The sequence below is a fragment of the Pseudomonas sp. PS01298 genome, assembly GCF_029959745.1.
In the GTDB taxonomy this organism is placed as follows: domain Bacteria; phylum Pseudomonadota; class Gammaproteobacteria; order Pseudomonadales; family Pseudomonadaceae; genus Aquipseudomonas; species Aquipseudomonas aylmerensis.
In genome coordinates this window covers 1-18,568 of the sequence record NZ_JASCPP010000061.1, presented here as the reverse complement: position 1 = coordinate 18,568, position 18,568 = coordinate 1, and the positions used below count along the sequence as shown (strand labels likewise).

Below are 18,568 nucleotides of genomic sequence, written 5' to 3'. Positions count from 1 at the left end.
GATGCCTTGAATGAGCCATCGCTACACTGCCATGTTCACGCACCTCGCCTGGACCCTGATGCTGTCGAGCCTGCCGGCGGGCATGGCCTTCGCGGCGCCGGGCAATTGCAGCGCCCTGGGCCAGTTGCCCGCCGTGGTCGAGGTGGGAGAAGGCCTGCAACAAGAACTGCAATCGCCGGTGGCAATAACCCGCCTGGCGATTGGCGACCCGAAGATCGCCGATGTGCGCGTCAACGGCGACCGTAACTTCCTGCTGACCGGCGTCGGTGTCGGCGCGACCAGCCTGATGGTGTGGACCGCCTGCGCCAGCGCGCCGCGCCAGAGCATGGTGTTCGTCAAGGGCAAGGCCACCTCGGCGCTGACCAGCTTGTCGCTGTCGCCTTCCGAGGACCCGCTGCTGCCCAGCCAGGTGCAGACCGACATTCGCTTTGTCGAGGTCAGCCGTACCAAGCTCAAGGAAGCCAGTACCTCATTGTTCGGCCAAGGTGGCAATTTCCTGTTCGGCAGCCCGGGCAATGGCACTATCCCTGCCACCACCGCCAACAGCTTTCGCGGGCAGGCAGTGAACAATGGCTTTTTCAACATCGGCTTCGGTGGCGGGCGGATCTCGGCGATGATCAACGCCCTCGAACAGAGTGGCTTCGCCTATACCCTGTCACGTCCCAGCCTGGTGGCCCTGAGCGGGCAGAGCGCAACCTTCCTGGCCGGCGGCGAAGTGCCCATTCCGGTGCCCAGCAGCGGCAGCGACAGTATCTCCATCGAGTACAAGGAGTTCGGCATCCGCCTGACCCTGACCCCCACGGTGATCGACCGCAATCGGATCACCCTCAAGGTCGCGCCGGAGGTCAGCGAACTCGACTACAGCAACGCCGTGCAGATCCAGGGGATCCAGGTGCCCGCCCTGACCGTGCGTCGAACCGACACCAGCGTGTCCCTGGCCGATGGCGAAAGCTTCGTGATCAGCGGCCTGATCAGCAGCACCAACCGCTCCACCATCAGCAAGTTTCCAGGCCTGGGTGACATCCCGATCCTCGGCGCGTTTTTCCGCGATTCCAACATCAGCCGCGAAGAAAAAGAGCTGCTGATGATCGTCACGCCACACCTGGTCCAGCCGCTGGCCGCGAATGCGCAACTGCCTTCCCTGCCCGGCGAGAAACTGCGCACCTACGACCCGAACTGGTACCGCCTGTTCTTCCTGGAAAACGGCAACTTCGATCGTCGCAGTGGACTTTCCCAATGAGCGATAGCCTGAGCCAGACATTTCTGGCAATTACCCGCAACACCACCGACCTGGAATGGCTCCAGGGCGCACTCGCGCCCCTTGGCCAAGTGGTCAGTGCCGGCGGTGGCAGCCTGGATGAGTTGCTCGCGCTGGTCGACGTGACCTTCGCCAACCTGGTGTTCGTCGGCCTCGACCGTGAAAACGTGGTGGCCCAAAGTGCGCTGATCGAAGGAGCCCTGGAGGCCAAGCCGATGCTCGCGGTGGTCGCCCTCGGCGATGGCATGGATAACCAATTGGTACTCAATGCCATGCGCGCCGGCGCCCGCGATTTCGTCGCCTATGGCTCGCGCTCCAGTGAAGTCGCAGGCCTGGTGCGGCGCCTGAGCAAGCGCCTGCCGCCGGTGACTTCGAGTGCGCAGTTGGGCGGCCTCACCGTGCTGTTTGGCACCCAGAGCAACGCCGATGGGGCGATGCTGGCGACGCACCTGGCGCTGGTGGTGCAAAAAAGCGGGCAACAAACCCTGCTGCTCGACCTGGGCCTGCCACGCAGTGACAGCCTGGCGCTGCTGGGGCTGGAAAGCACGTTCAACTTTGGCGATGCATTGCGGCACCTGCGCCGTCTCGATACCACCTTGATCAACAGCGCCTTCACCACAGCCCTGGATGGCCTGCGCATCCTGGCCTATGCCACCGGTGACGAACCGCTCAAACTGACCAGCGCCGCCGAGCTGTACATGCTGCTCAGCGCGTTGCGCCAACACTTCCAGCACATCGTCGTGAACATTACCGGGCAACCGGACAGCGAGGCGCTGCGTACCTTTGTCAGCCACTGCGACAAACTGCTGTGGTGCACCGACCAGAGCGTACTCGACTGTCGGCGCAACCTGGCGGTGCTCAACCGCTGGCGCGACAAAGGCATGAAACTCGAGCACGCCAAGCTGGTGGTCGACCGCTATATCAAATCCTGTGCACCTGACACCGAAGCCCTGGAAAAAAGCTTCGGCCTTGAGTGCATCGCCGTCCTGCCGCTGAGCGCCGAACTGCGCCTGAACGTCAAGAACCAGGGCCAGACCCTGTTCGCCCTGGCCCCACGCGAACCCCTGACCCAAGCCGTGCGGACCTTGGGCGAACGCCTGGCGAAACGCTCCGAGGGCCTTGAAAAACCCTCGATGCGCTGGTTTGAACGCTTCCTGGGGTCGGGACGATGACCAGCGAAAAACTCTTCGGCGGCCCGGCCCGCAGCGTCAGCGGCAACAGCGACCATGATGGCCTGAAGCTGGTGCTGCACCGCTACATCATTGACGCCATCGAGGAGTCAGGCAAAAACCTGCTCGAAGGCACGCGCCAGTCGCTGGCTCAGTTTGTCACCGACAAAGTCTCCGAATACATCACGCGCATGCGCCTGGCGATCTCGCGTTATGAAATGGAACGCCTGGCCGAAGAAATCGTCGACGAACTCACCGGTTTCGGCCCACTGGAAGTGCTGCTGCGCGATCCCTCGGTGACCGAGATTCTGGTCAACGGGCCGCACCGGGTGTTTATCGAGCGCGACGGCCTGCTGCATCAGAGCGACCTGCGCTTTATCGACGATCACCACGTCGAGCGCGTGATGCAGCGGATTCTCGCGCCGCTGGGACGGCGCCTGGACGAGTCCTCGCCGATGGTGGATGCGCGCCTGCCGGACGGCAGCCGGGTCAACGCGATCATCCCGCCGATTGCCTTGGACGGGCCGTGCCTGTCGATTCGAAAGTTTCGCAAGGACATGCTCAAGAGCAGCGACCTGGTCGCCATGCAGACCATCGACCAGAGCATTTTCGAGTTCTTTCAGGAGGCCGTCGGCAAACGTTGCAACATTCTCATCAGCGGCGGTACCGGCACCGGCAAGACCACACTGCTGAATATCCTCAGCCAGTTGATCAACCCGCACGAGCGCCTGGTGACCATCGAGGACGTCGCCGAGCTGCAACTGGGCCATCCCCATGTAGTGCGCCTGGAAACCCGGCCGCCAAACGCCGAAGGCCATGGTGAAGTGCGGTCCAGCGACTTGATCCGCAACGCCCTGCGGATGCGCCCCGACCGCATCATCCTCGGCGAAATCCGAGGCGTGGAGGTGCTCGACGTGATGACGGCGATGAACACCGGCCACGACGGTTCCATGAGCACCGTACACGCCAACAATGCCCAGGATGCCCTGCTGCGCCTGGAAACCCTGGTGGGCCTGACCGGCCGGGTGATCGCGGAAAAAACCCTGCGCCAGATGATCTGCGCCGCCCTGGACGTGGTGATTCAACTGACACGCATGCCCGATGGCCGCCGCTGCGTCAGCGAAGTCGTCGAGGTGGTGGGCGTGCGCGACGACGTGTACGTCACCAATACCCTGTTCCGGCTGGACAGGCGCACCGGCTTCGGTTTCCTGCGCGAAGCCATCAACCCGGCCGGTGACAAACTGCGCCGCGAATCGGCCTTGCCGTTATAGGGGGCGCCTGATGACCGGACCTATGTTGCTGCTTTTTTGCCTGCTGCTGATCGGGCTGTCGCTCTGGCAGTTTCAGCACGGCCTGCGCAAGGCCCAGACTGACCGCGTGCTGGAGCGCCTCGGTGACGGCCAACCCGAGGCCCGCGAAGAACCCACTCGCTGGTCCGGCCTTGAGCGCATGTTTCTGCGCGCGGGGCTGGGCAAGCCGACTGATCGCCTGGGCCTGTGGCTCAGCGGTTGGATCGTCGGCGCGTTGTTCGGCTACCTGATCGCCGACGGGTTGGGCCTGGCGGTGATGGTGCTGGGCCCGCCCATTCTGTTGCGCGTCTACATCAGCTGGCGTTACCAGCGGCGGGTGCAACGCATGGTCGAACAGTTGCCACAGTTGCTGGACCACAGCGTACGCAGCCTGAAATCCGGCAGGACCCTGGCCGACGCCGTATTGGGCGGTATCGAGAATATTGATAACCCGCTCAAGGAGGCCATGGGCCGTGTGCAGCGCAACGTGCGCATGGGCGTAAGCCTGCCGGACTCGGCGAGTGACTTTGCCGAATTCTACGAACAGGACGAATTTCGCCTGTTTGCCCTGGGCCTGAAGGTCAACCATCGCTACGGCGGCAACGCCAGCGAACTGCTGGAAAACCTGATCAAGATGATTCGCGAGCGTGAACAGGGAGCCCGCCAACTCAAGGCCATGACCGGTGAAACCCGCATGACCGCGTACCTGCTGGGTGGCTTGCCCGTTTTGCTGGTGAGTTACTTCATGCTGGTCAACCCTGGCTACCTGTTGACCATGTGGAACGACGACACCGGGCGCACCCTGCTGTTCGTCGCCCTCGCGATGGACCTGACAGGCACCTTCGCCATGTGGCGCATGCTGAGGAGTGTCTGAGATGGTGCTTCTGGCTGGCGCCTTGATGTTCCTTGCCGCCCTGGTGCTGGTGGGTGGCCAGGTCCTTGAGCATCGCCGGCGCGATCGCCGCGTCTCCGAACGGTTGCAGGGGCGGACCGGCAGCGATGACAAAATCGGCGCGTTCATGCGCCAACTCGGCGGCAGCAGCCTGGCCCAGCGCTCGGTCAGCCTGGACAATGAAACCCAGGTGCTGCTCAACCGGGTCGGTTGGCGTAAAGCCAGCCAGCGCTCGCTGTTTGCAGCCTTCCAGGTCGGCGTGCCGATTGTATTAATGGGCCTGACCTTCCTCGGCCAGGAGCTGTTTTTCCCGCAAGCCGCCCCTGTGTGGATTGCCCCCGCGGTTGCCTTGGGCATCGGCTACCTGCTGCCCAAGCGGGTACTCGCCGCGGCCGCCAAATACCGCCAGCAGCGGATCGCCAGAGAGATCGCCACCTTCATTCCACTGCTGCGCATCCTGTTCGAATCGGGCATGGCGGTTGAACAGTCTCTGCGCGTGCTGGGTAACGACGCGCAGCGCTTACTGCCGAGCCTCACCCACGAGCTGCGCCTGATCCTGGCCCGGGTCGATTCCGGCCTGGAGCTGGGCGAAGAACTGGGCAAGACCGCCCGCCTGCTTGAAGTGGACGAGTTCACCGACACCTGCATCATCCTTCAGCAATTGATCCAGCAAGGCGGCGGCGCGATGAAATCGCTGCTGGCGCTCAAGCAGTTGCTGGATGACCGCCGGCTGACCCGCCTGCAGGAATACATTTCGAAGATGTCGGCAAAAATGTCGGTGGTGATGATGGTGTTTCTGTTTCCAGCCTTGCTGATCGTGCTCGGCGGCCCCGCCTTTATCGGCATCGCCCGCGCCTTGAGCCACTTTTGAGGAAGCCCTGATGAAAGTACTGATCGCCGGCCTGGCCCTGTTGATGCTCGGTGGATGCGCCACCAACGGTCAATCGCCCTGGGCGGCGCTGACCACACCCGGCAGTTGCAGCAAGCCCAGCGCCGACCAGGAACTGGCGTTGAACCTGTCCGATGACCTCGCCAACGAAGGCAAGCTGCACGCCAGCCTGGCCAACCTGCAGAACCTGCCGGACACCTTGCCCCAGGTGCGCCAGCGCAAGGCGCGTAACTACCGTTTGTTGGGCCGCAGCGAGGCTGAGCCGTTGTACCGCAGCCTGCTCGGCACCTGCATGACGGCCGAGGGCGAGCACGGTCTGGGACAACTGGCCGCCGCCAAGGGTGACAACGGCCAGGCGATGGCCCACCTGCAAAGGGCTGCACGCCTGGCACCTACCGACGAAAAAATCCGCAATGACCTGGGGGTGGTGTACCTCAACCAGTTGCGTCTGGAAGACGCGCGCTTCGAGTTCATGACGGCCATCGAACTCAAGCAGGGCGAACCGTTGGCAGCCGTGAACCTGGTGACCCTGCTGATCTATCAGGATGACTGGGGGCAAGCCGCCAAAGTGGTCAGCCAGTTGGGCCTGAGCCCCGAACAGGTCACCGAGGCCCAGGCTCGCGCGGTGAAACTCAAGGAGTCCAGCGCGGCAGCACGCAACGTCGCGGCAGTCAGTGATGCACTGCCGGTGACCATCAAATAAGGAGTCGACGATGAAAGCCTATTACCTGGTTTACCTGGCGTTGCTGCCGCTGAGCGCAGTGGCCATTCCACCCGGCCCTTCGTCTCCACAGCAGGCAGAGACGGAGAACTGGATGGCGCTGCAGATCAATGGCCGAGCCGCCTCGCCGACACCGCAAAAGACCACGCCCACCGAAAGGGAGCAGGCCATGCAGCGTTGGCTCGACAGCAACAAGCATCCGATTCCGGAGTTCTTCGAAGCGTCATCCAAAGGCGGGAAGAGTCAATAACGCTGCGCGCGTCAGTGGGCCGTCACCCGCTGGCGCATTGCCGAATTGTTCGGCGACAACGCCAATGCCAGTTGGGTGCGGTTATGCATATGGGTCAGGCGCAAGACCTGGGACACATACAGCTTGACCGTGTTTTCGGTGATGCCCAGCTCGCAGGCAATCTGATAGTTGGTCTGGCCCTTGCCCACCAGCCGCGCCACGTCCAGCTGACGGGGCGAGAGCTGATTGAAGATGGTCGGGATTTCCACCGGCCCGGCCTCTTCGGCTGACTCGCCATCGTCGGACAGCCCTGCATTCGGGCTGCGACGTACTTTGTCGAGGTCCTGGTACAAGTCATTGATCGACTCGGAAAGGTACTGCAGCTTCTGGTTCAGGTGCCCCAGTTGCAGCTCTTTTTGCCGTTCCTCCAACGCCGCTTCCTGGCGCTGCAGGCCTTCGAGCAATTCATCGAGGTTGATCGGCTTCTGGTAGTAATCGGAGATGCCCGCGCGCAGGGCCTTGATCACGTCCTGCTTGTCGGCACGTCCGGTGAGCATGATCGCTTCGAACGCGCGCTGCTTGCCGGCCACCTTTTGCATGGCCTGGACCAGTTCGATGCCATCCATGTCGGGCATGTGCAGATCACACAGCACCAGGCCGATCTCGGCGTCTTCGGTGAAACGCTTCAAGGCGTGGCGGCTGGACTCACACGGGACACAACGATAACCACTGTTTTCGAGAAATTCGCAGAGCTCTTCCACGATCAGCGGCTGATCGTCGACCACGAGCACTTTTACTGCCGATGTGAGCTTGTTCACGCGCTACTCCATGCCTGGAAAGCCAATAGATTGACCTATCCCTTTCGACGAAGAATCCTATACATCTACTCAATAAACGTAGACCTACTTTATGACTATGTACATAGCGATAAAGGCCTTGTGCGACTAATGGATCCAAAATAAATACAGTGCAAAACCTGTCAATAAAAACGGCGCAAAAGGCTGTTTTGTTGACGCCTCCACGCCCAGTTTCGCATGGCCCGCGCTAACCCATTGATGGATAAGCAGCCACGCGCCCAGGACGGGTGCAGCGCCGATCAGCGACCACAACAAAGGGTCCACGGTGGTGGCCATTCCCAACGCGGCCAACAGCTTTACATCGCCCGCGCCAAAGCGTCCCAGCACATAGCCCGGCAGGCCCAACAACAGCGCCAGGGCAAACGCCCAGCCACCCTCCTTCGCCGGCGCACCCAGCCAGGTGACACCCGTCCAGCTCAAATAAAGTAAGGCCAGCAGCCCAACCCCCAAGGTCAACCCATTGGCGATCTGTCGCTGACGCATATCCTGCACCGCACAGAGCCCCAGCCAGAGCACTATCACCACGCCATGGATCACGTAAAAAACATCCCTTTTTGCTGATTGATTCTATGCTGATATCAGGTAGTAGCCGTCAGGGTAGACGCAGTCATGAAAACAGGCCTCCCCAAAAAGCAAAAAGGTGCTGCGGCGATCGAGTTCGCCCTGGTCTTCGGAATCTTCTTTGCCGTGTTTTATGGGTTGGTCAGCTATAGCCTGCCGCTGTTATTGATGCAGTCATTCAACCAGGCCGCAGCCGAGGCGGTGCGCCAGGCCATGTCGATAGACCCGGTCGCGGCCGGAACCGCCTACCCGACGCAGGTCACCCAGCGCGCGAAAGATACCGTCGCCGCGCAATTGAGCTGGATCCCCGCAAGCTTCCAGTTCCAGCCCTCCTTCGTCAGTGCCACCTACACCGGCACCACGCTGACCGTCGCGATCACCTACCCCAGTGCCAACCTCAACTCGGTATTCCCGGCGCTGGTGATCCCTGGCATAGGCAACGTACCGAGCCTGCCGACCAACCTGACGGCCAGTTCGAGTATCCAGTTTTGACCGCGGGGGATAACCTTTTCGGGCGCCTGTCGGGCCGCACCCGCCCGCAGGTTCTCGAGCCGCAAGCGGTGCCGGCTGCTGGGCTGCATGTGCGACTGGATGACCAAGGCCGTGTCGTCAGCCTCAGCGGCACGCTGCGTCAGCAATTGGCCGCACAGGGCGTGGCCGAAGCCCGGCCATTATTGCGAGACCTGCTGTGTGCCGGCAGCGCGCTGAGCGTCGAAGGCCACCCCGCCGACTGGCAACGTCAAAGCCTCGACCTGGATTTCCAGGGTATCGGGCAGGTGCTGCATACCCGCGGCTGGGTCGAGCCAGAGGGTGACGGCTGGATCCTGCGCTTGCTCGACATCGGTGACTTGCTGACCGGCAGGCAACAGGCCGGGCAGCGCGAGCAGAACCACCAACTGACTGGCCGCATGAGCGAGCAGTTGCGCGTCTGCAGCCTGGGTCGCTTGCCCGACGTGGTCACCGAGCAGCTGCGCAGCCTGGCACAGCACTGGCGAATCCCCTGTGTTGCCCTGGCAGTGCCCGATGACGACGAGCAGGGTTGGCGGATTTACAGCCAATACACCGCCCATGACGCACCGGCCCTGTGGCAAACCGGCCAGCACGTCGGCACCGGCCTGGACGGCGTCAACGGCAACGTATCGCTGAGCCTGGCCGAGGCACACAATGATCACCCGCGCCTGCTCAGCCTCTTCGGCCATGCCGACGGGTTGCTGGTGCCGTATCGTGACGCCGAGGGCGTTGCCGCCTGGCTGCTGTGCGGCTGCTACATTGGCGAGCCGCATATCCGCGAACGCGAGTGGCTGGACCTTGCCGCCGCCCTCGCCGCGCCGTTGCTCAGCCGCCTGCGCGAACAGCGCGACCACCAACAACTGGAACGCATGGAAGCCCTGCAAGGCCTGCTCGGCACCGGTTGGTGGGAACTGCTGCCCGCCACCGAGGAAATCCAACTCGCCCCGAGCCTGTTGCGCAGCCTCGGCCAGCAAGACGGCGCGACGCGCCAGGCGCTGGGCCTGTGGCTGGAGCTGATTCATCCCGCCGATCGCCAGGAGCTCAACAGCCGCCTGCAGGATTTACAGGCCCTGGGCAAACCCCTGCTGACCAGCGTCCGCCTGCAACGCACCGACGCCGACCAGCCGCTCTGGTATCGCGTGCAGGGCCAGGTGCTGGGCACGGGCGACAGTCGGCGCTGGATCGGCTTCATGCTCGACATCAGCGACATCAAGAACCAGCAACTGCAAGCCGCCGCCGCCCATGCGCGCCTGGACAACGTGATCGCCAGTTCTCCGGCGGTGATCTATGTACAACGCTACGTCGGCGGCGCGTTGCACCCGGCCTTCTTCAGCGACAGCCTGCTGCCCGTGCTGGGCTGGACCCTGGACGATTGCAGCCATGACAGCCTGGCCGCACTGATCCACCCCGAAGACCGCGACCTGTACTTTGATCGCACCCGCCAACTGCTGCGCGAAGGCAATGTGCGCAGTCGCTACCGGGTGCGTGACAAGCAGGGTGCCTATCATTGGCTGCTCGACGAGGCCAAGTTGCTGCGCGATGACCTGGGCCTGCCGGTAGAAGCTGTCGGGCTGTGGCTCGACGTGACCGAGGCGACCCTGGCCGCCGAGCAGATCAAGCAGAGCGAAGAACGCTATCGCATCCTGGTGGAAGACTCGCCGGCGATGATCTGCCGCTATCGCCCGGACTTGACCCTGACCTTCGGCAACACGCCACTGGCCAACTACCTGGAGTGCCGGCCAGAGCAACTGCCGGGGCTTCACCTCGGTGATTGGTTGTCGGACGAACAGCGCCAGGCATTTATCCAGCGCATCCGCCAACTGACCCCGGAATTCCCGGTGAGCACCGCCGAAATCAGCCTGCAACTGCCGGGTCGTGAACATGCCTGGTGGGTGTGGTCCGACCGTGGTGTATTCGATGAGCAAGGCATATTGGTGGAAGTGCAGGCCGTTGGCCGCGATAACACTGAGGTACGTCGCTCCCAGCAACAACTGACCCAGAGCGCGAAGATGGCCACCCTCGGGGAAATGGCCACGGGCCTGGCCCACGAGATCAACCAGCCGCTGAATGTAATGCGCATGGCCATCGTCAATGTGCTCAAGCGCCTGGGCAACGGCGACGCGCAGATCGACTACCTGACGGAAAAGCTCCAGCGCATCGACGCCCAGGTCCAACGCGCGGCGCGTGTGGTGGACCATATGCGCGTGTTTGGCCGCCGCTCGGAAATCGAACAGCAGCCCTTCGACCCCTCCCAGGCCGTGGAGGGCACGCTGTCGCTGCTCGGCGAAGGGCTGCGCGGCAAGGGCGTGGACCTGCGCGTCACCCCGGCGGACTTCAGCGTGCAGGTCAAAGGCTACGCCGACCAGCTTGAGCAGGTGCTGATCAACCTGATGGTCAACGCCCGTGATGCGCTGCTGGGCAAACGTGAAAACAACCCGCAGTTCCGCCCGTGGATCGCCGTGCACTGCGAGCACGACAGCCGGCACGTACGCATTTGGGTCGAGGACAACGGCGGCGGCATCGACCCACGCTTGCTGGAGCGGATTTTCGAGCCGTTTTTTACCACCAAGCCCATTGGCGTCGGCACCGGGTTGGGGTTGTCGGTGAGCTATGGGATTGTGGAAAACATGGGCGGACGGCTGAGCGTCACCAATGGCGAGCAAGGCGCGCGGTTTTGTGTGGAACTGCCGGTGGTCCAGCCAGGTTAGATCACCAGGTAGGCGCGGCCCATGTGGCAGGTGAGGTTGGCGCCGACTTCGGCGTTGCCGGCGGTGATACCCAGTGCACTGAGCAAACTATTCACAATCGGATCCAGCACCGGTGACAAGACGCCTTTGACCGCAGTGATCAGCGTATTCGTGATCGTTGTAAGCAGCCCCGAGACCCCTGCTAGCGCGCCCCCCGATACGTTGCCTGCAGGCGGGGGGACATAAGTCACTTGGATCGCACCCAACGTATTGACCAAGCCAGCGACGACATTTGAAGTGGGCGGAACCGATTGATAGGTCGGCGCCTGATTCATCTCATTAACGGGATAAAAAAGCATGCTCTGGCTTGTCCCGCCGACCTGCGCGTGAACCACCGATAGCAATAAGCTGCCTCCCGCACCGGCTCGGCGTGGGCCACAACCGAAAAGCCCCGTGCAGGTCTGTATGCCAATATCGACGAGAGCGAGGGGCTGAACAGTGGCCGCCGCTGTCGAGGAGAATGCCTGCGCCGGGTCAACTTTCCCCACCGACACATCCGCCAGCGCCGTACTCGCCATCACCGTCAGTGACTTCGTCGCACTGCTCGCACAACTGAAATCCTTGACGTAAGACGTAGCGCTGGCCACTTCGATGTTGATGTCCAGGCCATTCAGCAACTGCACATCAGTATGGTCGCAAGGTTTCAACACCAGGCACAAAAGCGGGTCCAGCAGACCGACAAGATTCAGATGCAGCAGGTTATTGACGACGCTCGTCACTGGCGTGGTCAGGGACGAAACCGCCGACGTCAAACTGTTCACCGTGTTGAGCACAGGGAGCTGGATAGACACCAGCGTGCGAACTTGCGCCGTACGCACAAAGATCTGATCTTTTGGCGGGGTTTGTGACAATCCCGCCTTAGCCTTTGCAGGGTTGCCGATGGCCGACAGCTGCGGAGGCTCAATCACTTTGGTTTGCACCGACACATTGCCGATCAGCGGAATATTCAATTGAGTAGCGGCACTCACCGCACTCTTGCTGCTGGACAGTTGTGCCACGGTCTGCAGTAACTGAAACAACTGGACACTGGTATTCAACGCGGCGGCCGGTGTTCCGGTGGCGACTTTGAGTAGATCTCCAACGGTCAACAGCTGGGTATTTGGCGCGATGGCTTTTACTGAGATCACGTCGTTAATGACTGCCGTCGCTACCGAGCCGTTTTTTTGCAACACCTTTACGGCTGCGTCGATTAATTGACTAGCGGATACAGCGGTGCTCAACAGCGCGTCGTAATCACCGGCCTTCACATTCAGCTGAATGGCCAGCTGGTCCAAGTAGCTGAGCATATTCAGGTTTGTCGTCAGCAAGCCATTCCAGCTCGCGGCTGTCAGGGACAGGTTGCCACCGAGCAGATTGCCGATGACCAGGTTCAGTATCGGCGACTTCGTGGAATCCACCGACGCCAGGCTGCTGCGGATTGTCAGCTGTGCCACCGGCGGTGCATACGCGGCCACGGCGGTCGCGCTCAAGGTCATCTGGGTGGACACCGGCACGCCGCTGAACATGTTCCAGAGACCACTGGCGATACTGGTCACCACGCTGCGCGTGGCGATCACCCGCACGGCATCGTTTTTTGTGGGGTCGGCGCTAAACACGCGGACATTGCTGGCATTGGTCACCAGCGAGCCGCAGGTAACTGCCAAGCCACGACTGGTGTCGCCCGCAACCACTTTGAAACCATTTCGGGTAGCGTTCTGCACCGCATAGTCATTGGCGGTAGTCGAGGGCGTGCACAGGCCGCCACGGCCGGCGGCTTCCAGGGCAGCAGTGTCGGCGATGGACTGCAGCCGGCGCTTTTCCATATACAAGCGACCGCTGTCCACTGCCAGCAGCATGAACACCAGGGCTACCGCCAGGGTACCCGCCGCCATCAAGCCAATTGCACCACGCTGCCGGGAACCAAGTCGGGGAGACATCAGGCACTCCTTAGCGCTTACTCTCCGTAGTTGGTTTGAAGTGTAGACAAGGCTTGGAGGGTGCGCTGGCCCGGCGCCACCCGGGTGACTAACGGGAATTCACTGGCTGCAACAGGCCTCATGTGGGAGCAAGCCTGCTCCCACATGAGGTAGGTGGTGGTTTTTAGTGAGGGGGATAGCTGGAGAGGACGCGATTGACCGTGGTACGGATGGCTTTGTCGCGGTCCTGCGGGTTGGGCGAGGTGGCCATCATTTGCTCGTCACTGCCGCGCCACACCAGCTTGCCGTCCTTGCCGTCGAGCAGGTCGATCTGGATGGTGGCGACTTTGTAAGTCACGTTGCGGGTTTCGTTGTACATCGGCCCGCCCCAGTAGCCATTCCAGGGGCCACCCCAGGCGCCGCCGTAGTTGGTGGTGACTTGCTGCTGGCGGTCCTCGACGATGAGATAGGCCTGCACGCTCAAGTCAGCCTTGGTGCCGGCCGCAGCCGGGCGCAGGCCGCGCTGGTCGAGTTGCTCACCCACCGCCTGGCGAATGCGTTGCTCGGTAAGGTCGCTCTTGATCCGTGGATCATCCGGGCGGTATTGCAGCGCCGGGTCTTTCCAGGCCCAGCTGCGGTAGGCGCCGAAGTCCCGGCTGGCATCAAAATCGTGGTTGACCTGGGTATTCTGGCAACCGCCCAGCAGCACAACAAACGCGAGCGTAGCGATACGACGAAACATGGTTGTTCTCCAAAGAGCGACCTGCACTTGAAATGAGAATAGCTGTTAACTCGGAGGATAGGCCGTCATTGCCTTCTGCACCGCCTGGCGCAAGGCATCCCCGCGCTCACTGAGGCTTCCCTGGCTGCCCGTTTCCGCGCTGGCACTCCACACCGGCTGGCCCGTGCGGGCATCGAACAGATTGACGCGAACCACCACCACCTGGACTTCATAGGTGCGCACGATCGGCACGGAGTTGTACATGCCGTAACCATTGCCATAGCGGTTGTAGCCGCCGTAACCATAGCCGTAGTCATCCTGGACTTGCTTGAGGCGCTTCTCCAGGCGCACATCGGCGCTCACGAAGAGGTCCGCCGGACGGCTGTCGTGCAAGGGCCGCAGGCCGCGCTGATCAAGGGCACCGCTGACCGCCTCGGCAATTTGCGCCGAATCCGCCCAGGCTGTGCCGGCCGGCAGTTGGCCGTTGCGCCAGGCCCAATTGCGGTAGGCGCCATAGTCACGCACCGGCGCCGGGTAGGCGCTGGCATCGAAGGTGTTGGCTGCCTGCGCGGGGGCGGGCGGGATCGGCGCTGAAGCAGCCACATAAGGGTTGGGACTGGAACAGGCGCCCAGCCCAAGGGACAACAGGATCAAACAGAGACGACGCATTTCGACCTCCGCAGACTGGGCCGCTTATACCGGACGGCAGATCCAGTGCAAATAACGCCCAAGTCCGGCAAAGCTTGGGTGACGACGGTGAGCGAGTTCCATCTCTACAAGGTCCTGTAAATCCGCGCGGGCCTGGAATTCCACCGGCATATAGTCGTGGAAAACCCGCACGCCACTCTGGCTTTCGACCTGCCAAAGCCCCTCGAGTTGCGCCGCCAACTCACGTGGGTCCAGCGGTTGTTGCGGGGTCAGGCTCTGCTTTTCGCCGGCCAGGTCATTCTTGCGCATTTTGCGGAAGTGGCCCTTGAGCAGATTGCGATAAATCAGCGCATCACGGTTGTAGAACGCCAGCGACAGCCAGCCGCCAGGCACCGTGAGCTGGTGCAGCACCGGCAGGATGGCGTGGGGTTCGGCCAACCACTCCAGCACGGCATGGCACAGCACCAGGTCGTAGGGTTCGGTCAGTTGGCCCAGCAGGTCTTGCCAGGGCGCATGGATGAAGGTCGCCGTTTGTCCGGCCTCGGTAAACCGTTGGCGTGCGCCCTCGAGCATCGGCTCGGCGGGTTCGGCCAGGGTCACCTGATGACCGCGCTCGGCCAGCCACAGCGACATGTGCCCAAGGCCCGCGCCGATATCCAGCACACGCAGCGGGCGGTCCGGCAGCGCTTCGGCCAGGTCGGCCTGGAGTACCGCCAGGCGAATCGCGCCTTTGGCGCCGCCGTAGATCTTTTCGGCGAAGCGCGTGGCCAACTGGTCGAAATGGCGGTCACTCATGGGCGAACCGCCGTTCACTGTCGGCCAGCTTGGCGCGCACCACCTCGTTCATGTCCAGGCCCAGCTCACTGCACAGCAACAACAGGTACAGCACGATATCGCCGACTTCCTGCCCGGCGTGGGCGAGTGCGTCGGCAGGCAACTGGCGGGACTGGTCTTCGGTCAGCCATTGGAAGATTTCGACCAGTTCGGCCATTTCCACGCTGGCGGCCATGGCCAGGTTTTTCGGGCTGTGGAACTGCTTCCAGTCGTTGGTATCGCGAATGCGGTGCAGGCGTTCGGTGAGGTGTTCGAGGTTCATGCGGGGGCTCCTGAAGGTGGATAGCTTCGGGGGGAATGGCTTTGAAGGCAAGTGAACCTTTGGGGCGCTATCACCGGCAAGCCGGCTCCTACGGTTTGGAATGCATTCCCCTGTAGGAGCCGACTTACCGGCGATGGCGGTTCAGTCGACGATGCTGAATTCGAGCCGGGCCGTCTGTCCGGCTTCGTCGAGAACGCTGAGCTGGTAGCGGCCCAGGTGCTCGAAGCTGGCATTGATAAATTCCTGGTTCGCGCTGTCACCCAACGGTGCGCCATTGAGGAACCACCAGCGCCGGCCACTGCCGCCCAGGGCGGAGAGTTTCAGGCGCAGGGCTTGCTGGCTGGCGGCCGGCAGGCGCAATTGGTCGCCTTCGCGCACGCCGACGATGGACAGCGGCGACGAAGCGGCCAAGGCCGGTGGTGGGCAATCAGGGTCGGCCGGCGGAATCCGCGCTTCACGACGCTCCGCCCTGGGCAGCCAGGGTTCCAGCGGCGCCGGCCACAAGGCTATGTTTTTCGCCACCGCGCCAGGGCAATCGGCATCCACTCGTAGGCCCTTGGCATTGACCCAGACGCTTTCCATCAAGCCTACGCTCAACGGTTGATCCAACGCCTGCAAGGTCGGCGGCGTGGTGTTGTCCAGCGTCCAGGCAAACCGCTGGCGACGGCAATTAGGGTCGCTGCGGCTCATGGGCTGGCCCAGTGGCCAACAGATCGCGGCCACGCCGACATTGGCCGGCACCGGTTTGACCGGTGCGCTGATACCGCGCTGGCTGTCGCGGTTGGTCAGTACATCGTGCACCTGCAGCATCAACGGCGCCGCCGACGCAAGGCCGAACTGCCCCGGCACCGGCGTGCCGTCCGGGCGGCCAATCCACACGCCGATCAAATAGCGCGGCCCGACACCAATCGCCCAGGCATCGCGAAAGCCGTAGCTGGTGCCGGTTTTCCAGGCCAATACCGGGCGCTGTACCAGTTCGGCGCGCGGGTCACGGTCGGGCCGGGCCTGGCCGCTGAGGATGCGGCGGATGATCCAGGCGGATCCTGGCGACAACATTGGCCGCTCTCTCAGCGTATCGTCCGGCTGTAAACGGAGAGTGGCGCTCTTGCCATCCCGGGCGAAGGCACTGTAGCCGCTGACCAGGTCTTCGAGGCGACTGCCCGCGCCGCCCAGGATCAACGCCAGGTTGGGCTCGGCCAACGCCGGCAAGGCCAAGGGCACACCGCCGATACGCATCTGCGCGGCAAAGCGCTTGGGCCCGTAGGCTTCCAACAACTGCACCGCGGGCAAATTCAGCGAGCTGGACAGCGCCGTGCTCGCCGGCACCGCGCCGGTAAACCCCATGGAGAAGTTGCCCGGCCGGTAATCGCCGTAACGTCGGGGCACGTCCTGCAACAGGGATTCGGAATGAATCAGCCCGTCGTCCAGGGCCATGCCATACAGAAAGGGTTTCAACGTGGAGCCCGGCGAGCGCAGCGCGCTGATCATGTCCACATGGCCGAAGCGCTTGGTGTCGTTGATATCCACCGAGCCCAGGTAGGCGCGCACGGCCATGGTTTCCTCTTCCACCACCAGGATGGCGGCGGAGGTGTGTTCCGGCAGGCGCGCGCGCCAGCCCAGCAGCAGGTCTTCGAGCCGGCGTTGCAGGGTGGCGTCCAGGGTGGTGCGGATCAGCGGCGGGCTGTCCGGACGGTTCAGGCGCCGAGCGAGCAAGGGCGCCAGGCTCGGTTCCAGGCGCGGGGCGAGCAGCAACGGTTCTTCGAGAGCTTCGTCCACCGCCGGCTGCGGCCATACCTGGAATTCGGCGAGGCGACGCAGCACCTTGTCGCGGGCTTCCTGGGCGCGCTGCGGGTGACGGTCGGGACGCAAGCGGCTGGGTGCCTGGGGCAACACCGCGAGCAGGGCGGCTTCGGCATGCGTCAGTTGCGCCGGCGATTTACCCAGGTACGCCCAACTGGCGGCGGCCACGCCCTGCAACGTGCCGCCAAACGGCGCGCGGTTCAGGTACAGGTTGAGGATCTGTTCCTTGGACAGGTGCCACTCCAACTGCGCCGTGCGCCATAACTGGCGCAGCTTGCCGTGGAAAGTCCGCGAGTGGGGGTCGAGCAGGCGCGCGACCTGCATCGACAAGGTGCTGCCGCCGGACACCACGCGCGCGCCCGTCAGGTTCTGCCACGTCGCCCGCACCAGCGCCAACGGGTTCACCCCGGGGTGCTGATAAAACCAGCGGTCTTCGTAGGTGAGCAATGCGTCCAGGTAATACGGCGACACTTCGCCGGTCTGCACCGGGTAGCGCCATACACCATTGGCATCGGCAAACCGCCACAACGGCGTGCCATCCTCAGCCAGCACCACCCGCGCCAGGTCATCCTCGGGCAGCGGCAACGGCCAGATCCGATCCGCCAGCCACAGCAGCGCCACCAGCAACACCACGGCGCCCAAGCCCCAACGCAACACCCGTAGGAGCCGGCTTGCCGGCGATAGCGGTGATTCAGTGGGTAAATGCGTCACAGGCCCACCGCTCTCGCAGCAATGCAGCGACCCGACAAGCCAGCCCCCATACTGAAATGCGTACACCAAAAACAAAGGAAACCCATTATTAAACCTGCAAACCTCTATGCTTCACGGAACTAGCCTGTCGCAATAACAACCAACGCACAGATACGCCCACCTTCTTATCAGGACACACACATGCAGGTAGAAAGCTTCTTCGAATGGTTGGGCCAGGCGCTCGGCTCCGTCATCCGCTTTATCGTCGACGGGCTCAGCGGGTTGTTCGGCGCCTTGACCCACGCGGGCGGCAACTTTATCGAAGGCCTGTCGCGCACGCTGGGCATGGACACGTCGATCATCAGCATCCTCACCCTGATCGTCGGCCTGCTCTTCCTGTACTCAGCCGTACGCGCCTTCATGCGCGCCTCGATCATCTTCGGCATCATTTGGCTGATGCTCGGCCTGTGGCTCCTCAGTTGGGTCGTCCACTGAGCCAAAAACACCCAAAAACCCTTGTGGGAGCGGGCTTGCTCGCGAAGACGCTGGGTCAGTCCCCAATACGCTGACTGACCCTACGCCTTCGCGAGCAAGCC

At 62.8% G+C, this 18,568-nt stretch carries 18 protein-coding genes; 10 read left to right on the top strand and 8 right to left on the bottom strand.

Features of this window, described 5'->3' with window-relative positions; genetic code table 11:
- Positions 1-10: 10 nt before the first annotated feature.
- The 7 genes from QMX97_RS20110 to QMX97_RS20080 are packed head-to-tail and all read left to right on the top strand — an operon-like array spanning position 11 to position 6,468.
- Positions 11-1,240, top strand: coding sequence for a type II and III secretion system protein family protein (locus tag QMX97_RS20110; RefSeq protein WP_106805266.1), 1,230 nt, complete (start codon positions 11-13; stop codon positions 1,238-1,240).
- Positions 1,237-2,430 (top strand): pilus assembly protein, encoded by a 1,194-nt coding sequence (locus QMX97_RS20105; RefSeq protein WP_065900335.1) that lies wholly within the window; start codon positions 1,237-1,239, stop codon positions 2,428-2,430. Before QMX97_RS20110 ends, QMX97_RS20105 begins: the two co-directional genes overlap by 4 nt.
- Entirely contained in the window at positions 2,427-3,698 is a 1,272-nt protein-coding gene (locus QMX97_RS20100; protein ID WP_065900334.1) for a CpaF family protein, read from the top strand. The genes QMX97_RS20105 and QMX97_RS20100 overlap by 4 nt, the downstream gene beginning before the upstream one ends.
- 10 nt (positions 3,699-3,708) lie before the next feature.
- On the top strand, positions 3,709-4,590 hold the full coding sequence (locus QMX97_RS20095; protein ID WP_065900333.1) for a type II secretion system F family protein: 882 nt from the start codon (positions 3,709-3,711) through the stop codon (positions 4,588-4,590).
- Position 4,591: 1 nt separating this feature from the next.
- Positions 4,592-5,479, top strand: a complete 888-nt coding sequence (locus QMX97_RS20090) for a type II secretion system F family protein (protein WP_065900332.1) — start codon at positions 4,592-4,594, stop codon at positions 5,477-5,479.
- Positions 5,480-5,489: 10 nt separating this feature from the next.
- Positions 5,490-6,200 carry a tetratricopeptide repeat protein gene (locus QMX97_RS20085; protein ID WP_065900331.1) on the top strand — a complete coding sequence of 237 codons (711 nt, stop codon included), beginning with the start codon at positions 5,490-5,492 and terminating at the stop codon, positions 6,198-6,200.
- Positions 6,201-6,210: 10 nt separating this feature from the next.
- Positions 6,211-6,468, top strand: a complete 258-nt coding sequence (locus tag QMX97_RS20080; protein WP_065900329.1) for a DUF3613 domain-containing protein — start codon at positions 6,211-6,213, stop codon at positions 6,466-6,468.
- Positions 6,469-6,479: 11 nt separating this feature from the next.
- Here the strand turns inward: QMX97_RS20080 and QMX97_RS20075 are convergent, their stop codons facing one another.
- Positions 6,480-7,265 (bottom strand): response regulator transcription factor, encoded by a 786-nt coding sequence (locus tag QMX97_RS20075; protein WP_201143465.1) that lies wholly within the window; start codon positions 7,263-7,265, stop codon positions 6,480-6,482.
- A 126-nt stretch (positions 7,266-7,391) separates the two neighbouring features.
- Complete coding sequence (locus QMX97_RS20070) at positions 7,392-7,841, bottom strand: prepilin peptidase (protein ID WP_282397463.1); 450 nt, start codon at positions 7,839-7,841, stop codon at positions 7,392-7,394.
- Positions 7,842-7,913: 72 nt separating this feature from the next.
- On the opposite strand from QMX97_RS20070, the gene QMX97_RS20065 reads away from it, so the two are divergent.
- The gene (locus QMX97_RS20065) at positions 7,914-8,357 is read left to right on the top strand and encodes a TadE family protein (protein ID WP_282397462.1); all 444 of its coding nucleotides are present in this window, start codon (positions 7,914-7,916) and stop codon (positions 8,355-8,357) included.
- Positions 8,354-11,083, top strand: a complete 2,730-nt coding sequence (locus QMX97_RS20060; protein ID WP_282397461.1) for a PAS domain-containing sensor histidine kinase — start codon at positions 8,354-8,356, stop codon at positions 11,081-11,083. Before QMX97_RS20065 ends, QMX97_RS20060 begins: the two co-directional genes overlap by 4 nt.
- On the opposite strand, the gene QMX97_RS20055 is transcribed toward QMX97_RS20060, so the two are convergent.
- From QMX97_RS20055 to pbpC, 6 genes are all read right to left on the bottom strand, one after another.
- Positions 11,080-13,038 (bottom strand): pilus assembly protein TadG-related protein, encoded by a 1,959-nt coding sequence (locus QMX97_RS20055; RefSeq protein ID WP_282397460.1) that lies wholly within the window; start codon positions 13,036-13,038, stop codon positions 11,080-11,082. The genes QMX97_RS20060 and QMX97_RS20055 overlap by 4 nt on opposite strands.
- A gap of 163 nt (positions 13,039-13,201) precedes the next feature.
- On the bottom strand, positions 13,202-13,759 hold the full coding sequence (locus tag QMX97_RS20050; protein WP_065900307.1) for a DUF4136 domain-containing protein: 558 nt from the start codon (positions 13,757-13,759) through the stop codon (positions 13,202-13,204).
- A 45-nt stretch (positions 13,760-13,804) separates the two neighbouring features.
- Positions 13,805-14,407 carry a DUF4136 domain-containing protein gene (locus tag QMX97_RS20045; protein ID WP_065900305.1) on the bottom strand — a complete coding sequence of 201 codons (603 nt, stop codon included), beginning with the start codon at positions 14,405-14,407 and terminating at the stop codon, positions 13,805-13,807.
- Between the two features lie 24 nt (positions 14,408-14,431).
- The gene (locus QMX97_RS20040; RefSeq protein ID WP_282397459.1) at positions 14,432-15,181 is read right to left on the bottom strand and encodes a methyltransferase domain-containing protein; all 750 of its coding nucleotides are present in this window, start codon (positions 15,179-15,181) and stop codon (positions 14,432-14,434) included.
- The gene (locus tag QMX97_RS20035; RefSeq protein WP_065900301.1) at positions 15,174-15,482 is read right to left on the bottom strand and encodes a MazG-like family protein; all 309 of its coding nucleotides are present in this window, start codon (positions 15,480-15,482) and stop codon (positions 15,174-15,176) included. Before QMX97_RS20035 ends, QMX97_RS20040 begins: the two co-directional genes overlap by 8 nt.
- 141 nt (positions 15,483-15,623) lie before the next feature.
- Positions 15,624-17,939 carry a peptidoglycan glycosyltransferase PbpC gene (gene pbpC, locus QMX97_RS20030; protein ID WP_282397458.1) on the bottom strand — a complete coding sequence of 772 codons (2,316 nt, stop codon included), beginning with the start codon at positions 17,937-17,939 and terminating at the stop codon, positions 15,624-15,626.
- A gap of 234 nt (positions 17,940-18,173) precedes the next feature.
- Here pbpC and QMX97_RS20025 point away from each other — a divergent pair, with 234 nt between their 5' ends.
- The gene (locus QMX97_RS20025) at positions 18,174-18,467 is read left to right on the top strand and encodes a hypothetical protein (protein WP_065900299.1); all 294 of its coding nucleotides are present in this window, start codon (positions 18,174-18,176) and stop codon (positions 18,465-18,467) included.
- Positions 18,468-18,568 lie beyond the last annotated feature (101 nt).

What these genes read in the sequence shown, in the direction of transcription:
- QMX97_RS20065 (WP_282397462.1), top strand. Translation starts at nt 7,914, where the DNA reads ATGAAAACAGGCCTCCCCAAAAAGCAAAAAGGTGCTGCGGCGATCGAG.
- QMX97_RS20055 (WP_282397460.1), bottom strand. Translation starts at nt 13,038, where the DNA reads ATGTCTCCCCGACTTGGTTCCCGGCAGCGTGGTGCAATTGGCTTGATG.
- QMX97_RS20110 (WP_106805266.1), top strand. Translation starts at nt 11, where the DNA reads ATGAGCCATCGCTACACTGCCATGTTCACGCACCTCGCCTGGACCCTG.
- QMX97_RS20100 (WP_065900334.1), top strand. Translation starts at nt 2,427, where the DNA reads ATGACCAGCGAAAAACTCTTCGGCGGCCCGGCCCGCAGCGTCAGCGGC.
- QMX97_RS20045 (WP_065900305.1), bottom strand. Translation starts at nt 14,407, where the DNA reads ATGCGTCGTCTCTGTTTGATCCTGTTGTCCCTTGGGCTGGGCGCCTGT.
- QMX97_RS20050 (WP_065900307.1), bottom strand. Translation starts at nt 13,759, where the DNA reads ATGTTTCGTCGTATCGCTACGCTCGCGTTTGTTGTGCTGCTGGGCGGT.
- QMX97_RS20105 (WP_065900335.1), top strand. Translation starts at nt 1,237, where the DNA reads ATGAGCGATAGCCTGAGCCAGACATTTCTGGCAATTACCCGCAACACC.
- QMX97_RS20095 (WP_065900333.1), top strand. Translation starts at nt 3,709, where the DNA reads ATGACCGGACCTATGTTGCTGCTTTTTTGCCTGCTGCTGATCGGGCTG.
- QMX97_RS20080 (WP_065900329.1), top strand. Translation starts at nt 6,211, where the DNA reads ATGAAAGCCTATTACCTGGTTTACCTGGCGTTGCTGCCGCTGAGCGCA.
- QMX97_RS20085 (WP_065900331.1), top strand. Translation starts at nt 5,490, where the DNA reads ATGAAAGTACTGATCGCCGGCCTGGCCCTGTTGATGCTCGGTGGATGC.
- QMX97_RS20040 (WP_282397459.1), bottom strand. Translation starts at nt 15,181, where the DNA reads ATGAGTGACCGCCATTTCGACCAGTTGGCCACGCGCTTCGCCGAAAAG.
- QMX97_RS20025 (WP_065900299.1), top strand. Translation starts at nt 18,174, where the DNA reads ATGCAGGTAGAAAGCTTCTTCGAATGGTTGGGCCAGGCGCTCGGCTCC.
- QMX97_RS20090 (WP_065900332.1), top strand. Translation starts at nt 4,592, where the DNA reads ATGGTGCTTCTGGCTGGCGCCTTGATGTTCCTTGCCGCCCTGGTGCTG.
- QMX97_RS20035 (WP_065900301.1), bottom strand. Translation starts at nt 15,482, where the DNA reads ATGAACCTCGAACACCTCACCGAACGCCTGCACCGCATTCGCGATACC.